Consider the following 15,458-nt stretch of genomic DNA (forward strand, 5'->3'; position numbering starts at 1 on the left):
TCCACTCCGTCACTCCCGTAGCACCACCACGAACGTCCCTGGAGACGAAGCAGAATGTCCAGCAACGAAGCGAAGCTCCGCGAGTACCTCAAGCTGGTGACGGCGGACCTGCGGGAGACCCGCCAGCGCCTGGCGCTCACCGAGGCGAGGAGCAACGAGCCGATCGCGATCGTCGGCATGGCCTGCCGCTTCCCCGGCGGAGTGAACACACCCGAGGACCTGTGGCGGCTCGTCGCCGAAGGCACCGACGCCATCGGTGACTTCCCCACCGACCGTGGCTGGAACCTGGACGAACTGTTCCACCCCGACCCCGACCACCCGCGCACCAGCTACGCCGACCAGGGCGGATTCCTCTACGACGCGGCCGACTTCGACGCCGACTTCTTCGGCATCTCACCACGCGAGGCCCTCGCGATGGACCCGCAGCAGCGCCTGCTGCTGGAGACCGCCTGGGAGGCGTTCGAACGGGCCGGCATCGCGCCCACCTCCCTCAAGGGCCATGGCACCGGCGTCTTCGTGGGCGGCGCGCACTTCGGCTATATCGACACGCTGCGGGTACCGGAGGCCGCCGAGGGCTTCTCCATGACCGGCGTCGCCACCAGCATCCTCTCCGGCCGCGTCGCCTACACGCTGGGCCTTGAGGGCCCCGCGGTGACCATCGACACAGCCTGCTCCTCCTCGCTGGTCGCGCTGCATCTCGCGGCCCAGGCGCTGCGCAACGGCGAGTGCGAGATGGCCCTCGCGGGCGGCGTCACCGTCCTGCCCAGCCCCGGTGTCTTCGTCGAGTTCAGCCGGCAGCGCGGGCTGGCGGCTGATGGCCGCTGCAAGCCGTTCTCCTCGGCGGCCGACGGCACCGGCTGGGCCGAGGGCATCGGCCTGCTCCTCGTCGAACGCCTCTCCGACGCTCGCCGCAAGGGCCACCCGGTGCTCGCCGTACTGCGTGGCTCGGCCGTCAACCAGGACGGTGCGTCCAACGGGTTGACTGCGCCGAACGGGCCTTCCCAACAGCGCGTCATCCGGCAGGCGTTGGAGAGCGCCCGGCTGGACGCCGCCGATGTGGACGCGGTCGAGGCGCATGGCACCGGCACCTCGCTGGGCGACCCGATCGAGGCCCAGGCGCTGCTGGCCACCTACGGTCAGGAGCGGGACGGGGACCGGCCGCTGTGGCTGGGGTCGGTGAAGTCCAACATCGGCCACACGCAGGCGGCGGCCGGTGTCGCGGGCGTGATCAAGATGGTGATGGCCCTGCGGGAGGGCGTGCTGCCGCCCACCCTGCACGTCGACACGCCGTCGGAACACGTGGACTGGTCCGCCGGCGCCGTCGAACTGCTGACCGAGCGACGCCCCTGGCCCGAGACCGACCGCCCGCGCCGTGCGGGCGTCTCCGCGTTCGGCGTCTCCGGCACCAACGCGCACATCATCCTGGAGCAGGCCCCCGAGAACACCTCGGCGGAGCCGGTGGTGGTGCCCGGTGACGCGCTTCCGATGCTGCCCTGGGTGCTGTCGGCACGCGGTGGTGCGGCGTTGGTGGCGCAGGCGGAGCGGTTGGCTGCGGTGGTGGGGGAGTTGGAGCCGGCGGATGTGGGCTGGTCGCTGGTCAACGGGCGGGCGGGGTTGTCGGCGCGTGGGGTGGTGTGGGGTCGGGACGCTGGTGAACTGGTGGCTGGGCTGGGGTCGTTGGCGCCGGAGTTCGTGGTGGATGGTCGGTTGGCGTTGTTGTTCACGGGTCAGGGTGCGCAGCGGGCTGGGATGGGCGCGGAACTCGCTGCCGCGTTCCCGGTGTTCGCGGAGGCGTTGGGTGAGGTGTGTGCGGGGTTCGATGGGTTGTTGCCGCGTCCGTTGGGTGAGGTGTTGGCCGAGGGGTCCAGCTCGTCGGATCTGGATCGGACGGTGTTCACTCAGGCGGGGTTGTTTGCGGTTGAGGTGGCGTTGTGGCGGTTGGTGGAGTCGTTTGGGGTGCGGCCGGACTTTGTCGCCGGGCACTCCATTGGTGAGATCAGCGCCGCTTATGTTGCTGGGGTTTTTGATCTGGCGGATGCTTGTCGGTTGGTGGCGGCGCGTGGATCGTTGATGCAGGGGTTGCCTTCGGGTGGGGCGATGCTTTCCGTGCAGGCGTCGGAGGAGACGGTTCGCGGGCTGACCGATCTCGATATCGCCGCCGTCAACGGTCCGCAGTCGGTGGTGGTCGCCGGCGATGAGGCCGCCATCGAGGCGTTGCGCGCGACGTTCACCGAAGAGGGTGTGAAGGCACGGCGGTTGACCGTCTCGCATGCGTTCCATTCGCGGTTGATGGAGCCGATGCTGGCCGACTTCGAGGAGGTTGCCGAGTCGTTGACCTACCGTGCGCCCGCGCTTCCCGTGATCTCGAATGTGACCGGCCAGGAGGCTGGTGTCGAGATCGCGACCGCCGCCTACTGGGTGGCGCATGTCCGGGCCACGGTCCGGTTTGCCGACGGGGTAAGAGCTCTCCGCTTGGCCGGGGTGACGACGTTCCTGGAGCTGGGCCCGGATGCCACGTTGACCGCGATGGGTGCCGAGTGCCTGGCGGAGGACGACACCGCCGCCGCCTTCGTTGCCACCACCCGCCGTGAACGGGACGAGGTGGCGACGTTCACCGCTGCGCTCTCCCGGGTCTGGGCCCGGGGCGCGGATGTGGACTGGCGGGCCGCGTTCGCCGGCCGGTCCCTGCGGCAGGTCGACCTGCCGACCTACGCCTTCCAGCGGGAGCGGTACTGGCTGGAGCACGAGGCCGGTTCCGATCCGGCCGGGCTTGGCCAAAGTGCCGCCGGGCACCCGCTGTTGGGCGCCACCGTCTCGCTGGCCGCCGAGGGCGGCGTGATGCTGACGGGGCGGCTCGCCGTCAGCACCCACCCGTGGCTGGCGGACCACGCCATCGGCGGCACGGTCCTCTTCCCCGGCACCGGCTTTGTCGAGCTCGCCGTCCGCGCCGGCGACGAGGCCGGCTGCCCGCATCTGCACGAGCTGGCCCTTCAGGCGCCGCTCGCGCTGCCCGAGCGCGGCGCCGTTCAGGTGCAGGTCGTCGTCTCGGCCCCGGACGGCGCGGGACGTCGCCCCGTGCGGATCTACTCCCGCCCGGAGAACACCGAGACCGACGAGGCATGGACCTGCCACGCCGACGGCATCCTCGACCAGAACGAACCGGCAACGTCCCTACCGGAGTTGGAGCTGACGGCCTGGCCGCCGGCCGGGGCCAGTCCGGTTGAACTCTCCGGCTTCTACCCGGCCGCCGCCGAAGCCGGCTACGGCTACGGCCCGGTGTTCCAGGGCCTGCGGGCCGCCTGGCGGCGCGGCGACGAGGTCTTCGCCGAGGTCGCGCTCCCCGATGACCAGCGCACTCAGGCCAGCCGCTATGGCATCCACCCCGCGCTGTTGGACGCCGTGCTGCACGCCGGCCGGCTGGCCGGCGGTGATGACGACGCGCTGCGTCTCCCGTTCGCCTGGTCCGGCGTCTCCCTGCGCGCGGTCGGCGCCGGGGTGGTACGCGTCCGCCTGGGGCGCACCGGCCCCGAGGGCATGTTCCTACAGATCGCGGACGGTGAGGGCCGTCCCGTGCTGGACGTCGCCTCCTTGGTGACCCGCCCCGTCTCGGCCGACCAGCTGGCCGCCGCCTCCGCCGCCACCCGCGACGCGCTGTTCCGGCTGGAGTGGCGCCCCGTCACCGCGAGCCGGCCGGTCGCGCCGGCGACCGAATGGGCCGTGCTCGGCGCCGACACGTTCGCCCTTGGTCTCCCCGCCTACCAGGATGTCGCGGCGCTGCTGGCCGCCGACGCCGAACGGCCGTCGGTCGTCGTCCACCCCGCGCAGGGCGCCGGCGGGGACGGAATGGCGCGCTCCGCCGAGGAGTTGGTGCTGCGGACGCTCGACACCGTCCAGGCCTGGCTGGCGGAACCCGGCCTCGCCGGCGCGACGTTGGCCGTCGTCACCCAGGGCGCGGTGGCCACCGACCCCCGCGAGCAGCTGTCCGACCCGGCCGCAGCCGCCGTCTGGGGACTGGTGCGAAGCGCCCAGTCGGAGAACCCGGGCCGCATCGTGCTGATCGATCTCGACTTCGACCCCACCGTCGACGCCGCCGCCGGCATCACCGCCGCCCTGGGCTGCGGCGAACCACAGACAGCGGTCCGTGAGGACCAGCCGCACGCCGCGCGCATCACCCGGGTCGACGCGCCGGCGACCGACAACGACCCGACGGACCCCCGCCTGCCGGGGACGGTACTGATCACCGGCGGCACGGGGACGTTGGGCGCCCTGCTGGCACGGCATCTGGTGACGGGGCACGGCGTCAGGTCGCTGGTGTTGACCAGCCGAAGCGGCGCCGACGCACCGGGAGTCGCCGAACTGGTGGACGAGTTGGAGACGGACGGCGCGCGGGTGGAGATCGTCGCCTGTGACGCGGCGGACCGCGCGCGGTTGGCGGACGCGCTCGCCGCCGTGCCCGTGGAGTTCCCGCTCACGGGTGTGGTGCACGCGGCCGGCGTGTTGGACGACGCGCTGGTCGGCTCGTTGACGCCGGAGCAGGTGCGGCGGGTGCTGCGGCCCAAGGTGGACGCGGCGGTCAACCTGCACGAGCTGACCCGCGATATCGACCTGTCGATGTTTGTGCTGTACTCCTCGGCGGCCGGCGTCTTCGGCGGCCCCGGCCAGGCCAACTACGCTGCGGCGAACGCCTTCCTCGACGCGCTGGCCACCCACCGCCGCGCCAACGGCCTGCCCGGCGTCTCCCTGGCCTGGGGCCTGTGGGAGCAGGACGGCGGCATGTCCGGCCAGCTCGACGAGCAGAGCCGGTCCCGAATGGCCCAGAGCGGACTGCTATCGCTCTCCGCCGCCCAGGGGCTCGAACTCCTCGACGCCGCCCTCGGCACGGATGACGCACTGCTCGTCCCCGTCCGTCTCGACCTGCCCGCGCTGCGGGCCCGCGCCGCCGCCGACGGCGTGCCCCCGCTGCTCTCCGGCCTCGTCACCCGCGCCCCGGGCCGCCGCAGCGCGGGCGCCGGCGCGGACTCGCCGCTCGCCGAGCGGATGCGCGGCCTGGACGCGCCCGAGCGCGCCCGGCTGGTGCTCGACCTTGTCCGGTCGCACATAGCCGCGGTGCTCGGCCACGCCGACGCACACGCCGTGGACGCCGAACGCCCCTTCAACGAACTGGGCTTCGACTCGCTGACCGCCGTCGAGCTGCGCAACCGCCTGACCATGGCCACCGGTCTGCGACTCCCCGCCACGCTGATCTTCGACCACCCAACGCCGGCCGCGCTGGCCACATTTGTGCACGACGAGGTCGGCGGCCACGAGACCGGCGTCCCCGCCACCCTGCCGCTGGCCGCCATCCACGACGAGCCGATCGCGATCGTCGGCATGGCCTGCCGCTACCCGGGCGGGGCCAACTCGCCCGAGGAGCTGTGGCAGTTGGTCAGCTCCGGCGGCGACGCCATCGGCGAGTTCCCCGGCGACCGTGGTTGGGACCTCGACGCGCTCTACGACCCGGAGCCCGGCCGGCATGGCACCAGCTACACGCGCCAGGGCGGATTCCTCTATGACGCGGCGGAGTTCGACGCGTCGTTGTTCGGGATCAGCCCGCGTGAGGCGTTGGCGATGGATCCGCAGCAGCGGTTGTTGTTGGAGGCGTCCTGGGAGGCGTTCGAACGGGCGGGTGTGCTGGCGGAATCGGTGCGCGGCAGCCGCACCGGGGTCTTCGCCGGCGTCATGTATCACGAGTACGCCAGCCGCCTGCGCGAGGTGCCGTCCGATGTCGAGGGCTTCCTCGGCACCGGCAACTCCGGCAGCGTCCTCTCCGGCCGCGTCGCTTACACGTTTGGCCTTGAGGGCCCTGCGGTGACGGTCGACACCGCCTGCTCCTCCTCCCTTGTGGCGTTGCATTTGGCGGCGCAGGCGTTGCGGCAGGGTGAGTGTGATTTGGCGTTGGCTGGTGGTGTGACGGTGATGCCGACGGCGGGGACGTTTGTTGAGTTTTCGCGGCAGCGTGGGTTGGCGGTTGATGGTCGGTGTAAGTCGTTTGCTTCGGGGGCGGATGGTACGGGGTGGGGTGAGGGTGTTGGGGTGTTGTTGGTGGAGCGGTTGTCGGATGCGCGGCGTCTTGGGCATCGGGTGTTGGCGGTGGTGGCGGGTTCGGCGGTGAATCAGGATGGTGCGTCGAATGGGTTGACGGCGCCGAATGGTCCGTCGCAGCAGCGGGTGATTCGGGCGGCGTTGGCTAATGCGGGTCTTTCGGTGGGTGATGTGGATGTGGTGGAGGCGCATGGGACGGGTACGACTCTTGGGGATCCGATTGAGGCGCAGGCGTTGTTGGCGACGTATGGGCGGGGTCGGTCGGGTGATCGGCCGTTGTGGTTGGGGTCGGTGAAGTCGAATATTGGTCATACGCAGGCGGCTGCGGGTGTTGCGGGTGTGATCAAGATGGTGATGGCGATGCGGTATGGGGTGTTGCCGTCGACGTTGCATGTGGATGCGCCGTCGGAGCATGTGGATTGGTCGGCGGGTGGGGTGTCGTTGTTGACGGAGGCGCGGGAGTGGGTGGCGGATGAGGGTCGGGTGCGTCGGGCTGGGGTGTCGTCGTTTGGTATTAGTGGGACTAATGCGCATGTGATTGTGGAGGAGGCGTCGGAGGATGCCGAGCCGGGTGCTGTGGTGCTGCCTGGTGACCGGCTCCCTGTTCTGCCCTGGCCGATATCTGCTCATTCGGGTGAGGCGTTGGTGGCGCAGGCGGAGCGGTTGGCCTCGGTGGCGGGGGAGTTGGAGTCGGCGGATGTGGGGTGGTCGTTGGTCAACGGTCGGGCGGGGTTGTCGGCGCGTGCGGTGGTGTGGGGTCGGGATGCCGGTGAACTGATCGCTGGGCTCGATTCATTGACGCCGGAGTCCGTGGTGGATGGTCGGTTGGCGTTGTTGTTCACGGGTCAGGGTGCGCAGCGGGCTGGGATGGGTGCGGAACTCGCCGCCGCTTTCCCGGTGTTCGCCCAGGCGTTGAACGAGGTGTGTGCCGGGTTCGATGGGTTGTTGCCGCGTCCGTTGGGTGAGGTGCTCAATGACGAAACCAGCGGCGATCTGGATCGGACGGTGTTCACTCAGGCGGGGTTGTTCGCGGTTGAGGTGGCGTTGTGGCGGTTGGTGGAGTCGTTCGGGGTGCGGCCGGACTTTGTGGCGGGGCATTCGATTGGTGAGATCACGGCCGCTTATGTGGCTGGGGTTTTCGACCTTGCGGATGCTTGTCGGTTGGTGGCGGCGCGTGGGTCGTTGATGCAGGCGTTGCCTTCGGGTGGGGCGATGCTTTCCGTTCAGGCGTCGGAGGAGACGGTCCGAGGGTTGACCGATCTCGATATCGCCGCCGTCAACGGCCCGCAATCGGTCGTCGTCGCCGGCGATCAGGCCGCCATCGAGCGGCTTCGCGCGACGTTCACCGAAGAGGGCGTGAAGACCCGCACGCTCACCGTGTCGCATGCGTTCCACTCGCGGTTGATGGAGCCGATGCTGGCCGACTTCGAGGAGGTTGCCGAGTCGCTGACCTACCGTGCGCCCGCGCTTCCCGTGATCTCCAATGTCACGGGTGAGCCGGCCGGCGTCGAGATCGCGACCGCCGCCTACTGGGTGCGGCATGTCCGCGCCACGGTCCGGTTCGCCGACGGCGTCAGTGCTCTCCGCTCGGCCGGGGTGACGACGTTCCTGGAGCTGGGCCCGGACGCCACCCTCACCGCGATGGGTACCGAGTGCCTGCCCGAGGACGACACCACCACCGCGTTCGTCGCCACCACTCGCCGTGAACGGGACGAGGTGGCGACGTTCACCGCCGCGCTCTCCCGGGTCTGGGCCCGGGGCGCGGACGTGGACTGGCGGGCCGCGTTCGCCGGCCGGTCCCTGCGGCAGGTCGACCTGCCGACCTACGCCTTCCAGCGCCGCCGCTACTGGCTGCGCGACGAGGGCGGTGCGTCGAACGTGGGCTCTGCCGGCCTGGTCGCGGCCGGCCATCCGCTGCTCGGTGCCGCCGTCACCCTTGCCGCCGAGGGCGGGGTGATGCTGACGGGGCGGCTCGCCCTCAGCACCCACCCGTGGCTGGCCGACCACGCCATCGCCGGCAGCACCCTCTTCCCCGGCACCGGCTTTGTCGAGCTCGCCGTCCGCGCCGGCGACGAGGTGGGCAGCACCCGTCTGCGGGAACTCGCCCTCCAGGCACCCCTGGTCGTCCCCGAGCGGGGCGGCGTCGCCGTCCAGGTGATGGTGGGCGCCGCCAGCAGGACCGGGGAGCGCGAGCTGCACATCTGGTCCCGCCCGGAGAACGCCTCGCCCGACGAAGCATGGACCTGCCACGCCGACGGCGTGCTCGTGTCGGACGACGAGGCGCCGCTTCCGGTGACCGCGCCCGAACTACACGTCTGGCCGCCCGCCGACGCCGAGGAGCTGGACGTCTCCGGCCTCTACCAGTCCGCCGCCGAGACCGGCTATCTCTACGGCCCGGTGTTCCAGGGGCTGCGGGCCGCCTGGCGGCGCGGCGAGGAGATCTTCGCCGAGGTGGCACTCCCGGAGGAGGAGCAGTCCGCCGCGGCCCGCTTCGGCATTCACCCCGCGCTGTTGGACGCCGTGCTGCACGCCGGCCGGCTGTCCGGGGCGGACGACGGTGAGCTTCGGCTGCCGTTCGCCTGGTCCGGGGTGACGCTCGCGGCGTCCGGCGCCGCCGCCGTCCGGGCGCGGCTTCTGCCGGTCGGGGACAGCGCCCTCGCGATCCAGGTGGCCGACACGTCCGGTCAACTCGTCGCCGACGTCGCCTCGTTGATCGTCCGACCGGTGTCACCCGAGCAGGTGGCCGCCGGTGCGGGCGCCGGCGCCTCGTTGTTCCGGCTGGAGTGGACGACCGCCGAGCCCGGCGACACCGCCGCCGAGGCACCACCCACCGTGGTGCGGCATCTGGTCGACGAGTCGACTCCCGCAGATCCCGCCCGCACCGGCACGGCGGAGCGCGTGGCCGCCGTGACCCTGCGGACCTGGGAGACCGTCCGGGACTGGCTCGCCGACGAGAGCCTGACGGACACCCGCCTGGCCGTGGTCACCAGGGGTGCCGTCGCCGTGCACCCGGACGAGGACGTGACCGACCTCGACCACGCCGGCGTCTGGGGGCTCCTGCGTTCGGCGCAGTCGGAGAACCCGGGCCGGATCGTGCTGATCGACCTCGACCCCTCGGGCGCCCCCGACCCCGACTCCGAGGTCGCCGCCGCGCTCGCCACCGGTGAGCCGCAGATCGCGGTGCGGCGCGGCACGGTGCTGGTGCCGAGGCTGGCCCGCGCGGGCGATGGGACAGAGAGCGTCGCCGCGCCGTGGGGGCGCCTGGACACCAACGGCACTGTGTTGATCACCGGCGGCACCGGCACCCTGGGGGCCGTCCTCGCCCAACATCTGGTCGCCCGCTACAGCGTCCGTTCGCTGCTGCTCACCAGCCGCAGGGGCGAAGACGCGCCCGGCGTGGCCGAGTTGGTCGCCGAACTCACCGCGGCCGGTGCCACCGTCGAGGTCGTGGCCTGCGACGCGGCCGACCGCGACCAACTGGCCGGAGTGCTGCAACGGGTGCCCGCCGACCACCCGTTGACGGGCGTGGTGCACGCGGCCGGCGTGTTGGACGACGGCCTCTTCGCCTCGCTGAGCGGCGAACGTCTCCTCCGGGTGCTGCGGCCCAAGGTGGACGCGGCGATCAACCTGCACGAACTGACCCGCGATGCCGACCTGTCGATGTTCGTTCTCTACTCGTCAGCCGCCGGGGTCTTCGGCAACGCGGGGCAGGCCAACTACGCTGCGGCGAACACCTACTTGGACGCCCTGGCCGCCCACCGTCGGGCCCATGGCCTGCCCGGCACCTCGCTGGCCTGGGGCCTGTGGGACGAGACCAGCGGCATGACCGGCGGGCTCGGCGGACAGAGCCGGTCCCGCATGGCGCAGGGCGGGATGGTGCCGCTGACCACGGAGCAGGGGCTCGCCCTCTTCGACTCGGCGGGCGCCGTCGACGACGCCCTGCTTGTCGCCAACCCGCTCGACCTGTCCGCGCTCAACGCCCTGGCGACCCGTGGCCCCGTTCCCGAACTCCTGCGCGGCCTGGTGCGCGTCCGGCGAGCCCGCCGCACGGCCGCCGGGCTGGGCGGGGCCCGACTGGAGGAGTCGGCGCTGCGGCGCCGACTGGCCGGCCTGGAGCGGACCGAACGGGACCGGTTCGTCCTCGATCTGGTCCGCGCGGAGGTCGCGGCCGTGCTCGGACACGGCGGCGCCCACGAGGTCGACGGCGAGCGGCAGTTCAAGGACTTGGGCTTCGACTCGCTCACCGCGCTCGAACTGCGCAACCGGCTCGGCGCCGCCACCGGCCTACGGCTGCCCGCCACACTGGTCTTCGACCACCCAACTCCCGTGCTGCTCGCGGCGTTTGTGCAGCGAGAGGTGTTCGGCCTGGACGCCGACGCGGCCGTCGTCGCGACCAGAGACGTCTCGGACGAGCCGATCGCGATCGTCGGCATGGCCTGCCGCTACCCGGGCGGGGTGAACTCGCCCGAGGAGCTGTGGCAGTTGGTCAGCTCCGGCGGCGACGCCATCGGCACCTTTCCGACCGACCGTGGTTGGGACCTCGACGCGCTCTATGACCCGGACCCGAGCCGGCATGGCACCAGCTACACGCGCCAGGGTGGATTCCTCTATGACGCGGCGGAGTTCGACGCGTCGTTGTTCGGGATCAGCCCGCGTGAGGCGTTGGCGATGGATCCGCAGCAGCGGTTGTTGTTGGAGGCGTCCTGGGAGGCGTTCGAACGGGCGGGTGTGCCGGCGGAGTCGGTGCGCGGCAGCCGCACCGGCGTCTTCACCGGCGCGATGTACTTCGACTATGCAACCCGACTGAGCCGGATCCCCGAAGAGATCGAGGGCTTTGTCGGCACCGGTTCATCCGGCAGCGTGGTCTCCGGCCGGCTCGCTTACACGTTTGGCCTTGAGGGCCCTGCGGTGACGGTGGATACGGCTTGTTCCTCTTCGCTTGTGGCGTTGCATTTGGCGGCGCAGGCGTTGCGGCAGGGTGAGTGTGATTTGGCGTTGGCTGGTGGTGTGACGGTGATGCCGACGGCGGGGACGTTTGTTGAGTTTTCGCGGCAGCGTGGGTTGGCGGTTGATGGTCGGTGTAAGTCGTTTGCTTCGGGGGCGGATGGTACGGGGTGGGGTGAGGGTGTTGGGGTGTTGTTGGTGGAGCGGTTGTCGGATGCGCGGCGTCTTGGGCATCGGGTGTTGGCGGTGGTGGCGGGTTCGGCGGTGAATCAGGATGGTGCGTCGAATGGGTTGACGGCGCCGAATGGTCCGTCGCAGCAGCGGGTGATTCGGGCGGCGTTGGCTAATGCGGGTCTTTCGGTGGGTGATGTGGATGTGGTGGAGGCGCATGGGACGGGTACGACTCTTGGGGATCCGATTGAGGCGCAGGCGTTGTTGGCGACGTATGGGCGGGGTCGGTCGGGTGATCGGCCGTTGTGGTTGGGGTCGGTGAAGTCGAATATTGGTCATACGCAGGCGGCTGCGGGTGTTGCGGGTGTGATCAAGATGGTGATGGCGATGCGGTATGGGGTGTTGCCGTCGACGTTGCATGTGGATGCGCCGTCGGAGCATGTGGATTGGTCGGCGGGTGGGGTGTCGTTGTTGACGGAGGCGCGGGAGTGGGTGGCGGATGGGGGTCGGGTGCGTCGGGCTGGGGTGTCGTCGTTTGGTATTAGTGGGACTAATGCGCATGTGATTGTGGAGGAGGCGTCGGAGGATGCCGAGCCGGGTGCTGTGGTGCTGCCTGGTGACCGGCTCCCTGTTCTGCCCTGGGCGGTATCTGCTCATTCGGGTGAGGCGTTGGTGGCGCAGGCGGAGCGCCTTGCCGAGGCCGCTGGGGAGTTGGAGCCGGCGGATGTGGGGTGGTCGTTGGCGACTGGCCGTGCGGGGTTGCCGGCGCGTGGGGTGGTGTGGGGTCGGGATTCCGGTGAACTGATCACTGGGCTCGATTCATTGACGCCGGAGTCCGTGGTGGATGGCCGGTTGGCGTTGTTGTTCACGGGTCAGGGTGCGCAGCGGGCTGGGATGGGTGCGGAACTTGCTGCCGCTTTCCCGGTGTTCGCCGAGGCCCTGGGTGAGGTGTGTGCGGGGTTCGAGGGGTTGTTGCCGCGTCCGTTGGGTGAAGTGCTCAACGACGAAACCAGTGATGATCTGGATCGGACGGTGTTCACTCAGGCGGGGTTGTTCGCGGTTGAGGTGGCGTTGTGGCGGTTGGTGGAGTCGTTTGGGGTGCGGCCGGACTTTGTCGCCGGGCATTCGATTGGTGAGATCACGGCGGCTTATGTGGCTGGGGTTTTCGACCTGGCGGATGCTTGTCGGTTGGTGGCGGCGCGTGGGTCGTTGATGCAGGCGTTGCCGGCCGGTGGGGCGATGCTTTCCGTGCAGGCGTCGGAGGAGACGGTTCGCGGGCTGACCGATCTCGATATCGCCGCCGTCAACGGTCCGCAGTCGGTGGTGGTCGCCGGCGACGAGGCCGCCATCGAGGCGTTGCGCGCGATATTCACCGAAGAGGGCGTGAAGACACGGACGTTGACGGTTTCGCATGCGTTCCACTCGCGGTTGATGGAGCCGATGCTGGCGGACTTTGGGCAGGTTGCCCAGTCCGTCACCTACCGCGCGCCCGCGCTTCCGGTGATCTCGAATGTGTCGGGTGAGCCGGCCGGGGTGGAGATCGGGAGTGCCGAGTACTGGGTGGCGCATGTTCGGGCGACGGTGCGGTTCGCCGACGGCGTCGGTGCGTTGCGCTCGGCCGGGGTGACGACGTTCCTGGAGCTGGGCCCGGACGCCACGTTGACCGCGATGGGCGCCGACTGCCTCGCGGAGGACGACACCACCGCCGCGTTCGTCGCCACCACTCGCCGTGAACGGGACGAGGTGGCGACGTTCACCGCCGCGCTCTCCCGCGTGTGGGCCCGGGGCGTCTCGGTGGACTGGCGGGCCGCGTTCGCCGGACGGTCGGTGCGCCAGGTTGATCTGCCGACCTATGCCTTCCAGCACCAGCGGTACTGGTTGGAAGCTCCGGCTGGGGCCGCCGATGTCGGCGGTGCGGGGTTGGTCGCCCCCGAGCATCCGCTGCTGGGCGCCGCCGTGCATCTGGCGGCCGAGTCCGGCGCGATGCTGACCGGGCGGCTCTCGCTTCGGACCCACCCGTGGCTGGCCGACCACGCCGTCGGCGGCACCGTGCTGCTGCCCGGCACCGGCTTTGTCGAACTGGCCGTCCGCGCCGGCGACGAGGTCGACTGCGGGCGACTGAGCGAACTGATGCTCCAGGCCCCGCTGGTCCTGCCCGAGCGCGGAGCGGTCCAGGTGCAGGTTGTCGTCGGGGCCCCCGACGGCGCCGGGCAGCGCGAGATGCGGGTGTGGTCGCGCCCGGAGAGTGCCGACGCCGGCGAGCCATGGACCTGCCATGCCGAGGGGCTGCTCGCGCCCGAGACATCCGAGGCCGCCGTCCGCGAACCGGTCGCCGACCTCGCGGCTTGGCCGCCGGCCGACGCCGAGCCGGTCGAGGTGTCGGGTTTCTACTCGGCGATGGCCGAGGCGGGCTACGGCTATGGTCCCGCGTTCCAGGGGCTGCGCGCGGCCTGGCGGCGCGGTGACGAGGTCTTCGCCGAGGTCGCGCTGCCGGAGGAGGCGCTGCCGGAGGCCGTGCGCTTCGGCCTCCACCCGGCGCTCCTCGACGCGGCGCTCCAGGCCACCGGCTTCGGCCCACTGGCCGCCGAGGGGGGCGCGCGGCTCCCGTTCGCCTGGACGGGTGTCTCGCTGCTCGCCGCCGGCGCCACTGCCCTGCGGGTGCGGATCGCTCCCGCAGGGCCGGACGCCGTCTCCATCGAGGCGGCGGACCTCGCCGGCCAGCCAGTGGCGCGCGTCGAGTCGCTGGTGCTGCGTGCCATGACCGCCGGGGAACTCGCGGCGGACGCCGGCCCTGAACGGGACGCGCTCTTCGGCGTCGACTGGGCGCCGCTGCGCACCGACGCTGCGAACGACGGGGCCACGACGGCCGGTTGGGCCCTCCTCGGTGAGGACCAGTACGGCCTCGGCGACGCGCTTCCGCTGCGCGCCGCCGCCCTCGCCGACCTGATCGGCACAGGCGACGCGGTGCCCTCCGTCGTCCTGTGGTCCCCTCCGGCCCGCGCGGGCGATCCGGCGCGGGCCGCTGAGGCCGGGACGCTGGAGGCGCTGAACGTCGTCCAGGAGTGGCTGGGCCGGGAGGAACTCGCGGATGCGCGGCTGGTCGTCGTCACCCGTGGCGCCGTCGCCACCGGGCCGGGGGAGGACGTGCGCCGTCTCGACATCGCCCCGGTGTGGGGCCTGGTCCGCTCCGCGCAGTCCGAGAACCCGGACCGGCTGCTGCTTCTCGATCTCGACCCGGAGCAGGGTGTCGAGGCTCCGGAGATCAGCGAGGTGGTCGGTGCCGTCAGCGCCGCGCTGGCCGCGGGGGAGGGGCAACTCGCCCTTCGTGGGGCCCAGTCGAGGGCACCGCGTCTGGCGCGCGTCGGTGCCGGCGGGGCGCTGCTGCCGCCCGTGAACGAGCCGGCCTGGCGCCTGGAGTCGACCGGCGCCGGCACCCTGGAGAGCCTGGCGCTGCTGCCGGGCGCCGAGGTCACCGCTCCGCTGGAGCCGGGGCAGGTGCGGGTCGCCGTCCGGGCGGCGGGGCTGAACTTCCGCGATGTGCTGATCGGCCTCGGCATGTACCCGGGGTTGGCCAACCTGGGCGGTGAGGCCGCCGGCGTGATTGTCGACGTCGGCGCGGACGTCGCCGAACTCTCCCCGGGGGACCGGGTGTTCGGCATCATCCCCGGCTCGTTCGGGCCGCTGGCCGTCACCGACCACCGCACGGTGGTGCGGATGCCGGACAGTTGGACGTTCGAGCAGGGCGCGGCCGTTCCGATCGTCTATCTCACCGCCTACTACGGCCTGGTCGACCTGGCCGGGCTGCGCGCCGGGGAGTCGGTGCTGATCCACGCCGCCGCGGGCGGCGTGGGCATGGCCGCCGTACAGCTCGCCCAGCACCTCGGCGCCGAGGTCTTCACCACGGCGAGCCGACCCAAGTGGGATGTGGTGCGCGGCCTCGGCGTGGACGAGCGGCATCTCGCCTCCTCCCGGGATCTGGACTTCCGCGACGCGTTCCTCGCCGCGACCGACGGAGCCGGTGTCGATGTCGTACTGGACTCCCTCGCGCGGGAGTTCGTCGACGCGTCCCTCGACCTGCTGCCGCGCGGCGGCCGGTTCGTCGAGATGGGGAAGACCGATATCCGCGACCCCCAGCAGGTTGCCCAGGACCATCCGGGTGTCGCCTACCAGGCGTTCGACGTGCTAGACGCCGGTCCCGTCCGGCTCGGCGAGATGCTCGCGGCGCTCGTGGAGCTCTTCGAGGACGGTGCGTTGCGGCCGTT

General features: G+C 71.3%; 1 protein-coding gene (only partly in view). It reads left to right on the top strand.

The window, feature by feature from the left end:
- The first annotated feature begins 54 nt into the window (after positions 1 to 54).
- Positions 55 to 15,458 carry the 5' portion of a type I polyketide synthase gene (locus K4G22_RS27430; RefSeq protein WP_228083143.1) on the top strand. Its footprint extends 12,895 nt past the window's final position, so 15,404 of the gene's 28,299 nt are visible here — the first part of the coding sequence; the start codon lies at positions 55 to 57; its stop codon lies beyond the right edge, outside the window.

It is taken from the genome of Streptomyces profundus, assembly GCF_020740535.1.
Classification (GTDB): domain Bacteria; phylum Actinomycetota; class Actinomycetes; order Streptomycetales; family Streptomycetaceae; genus Streptomyces; species Streptomyces profundus.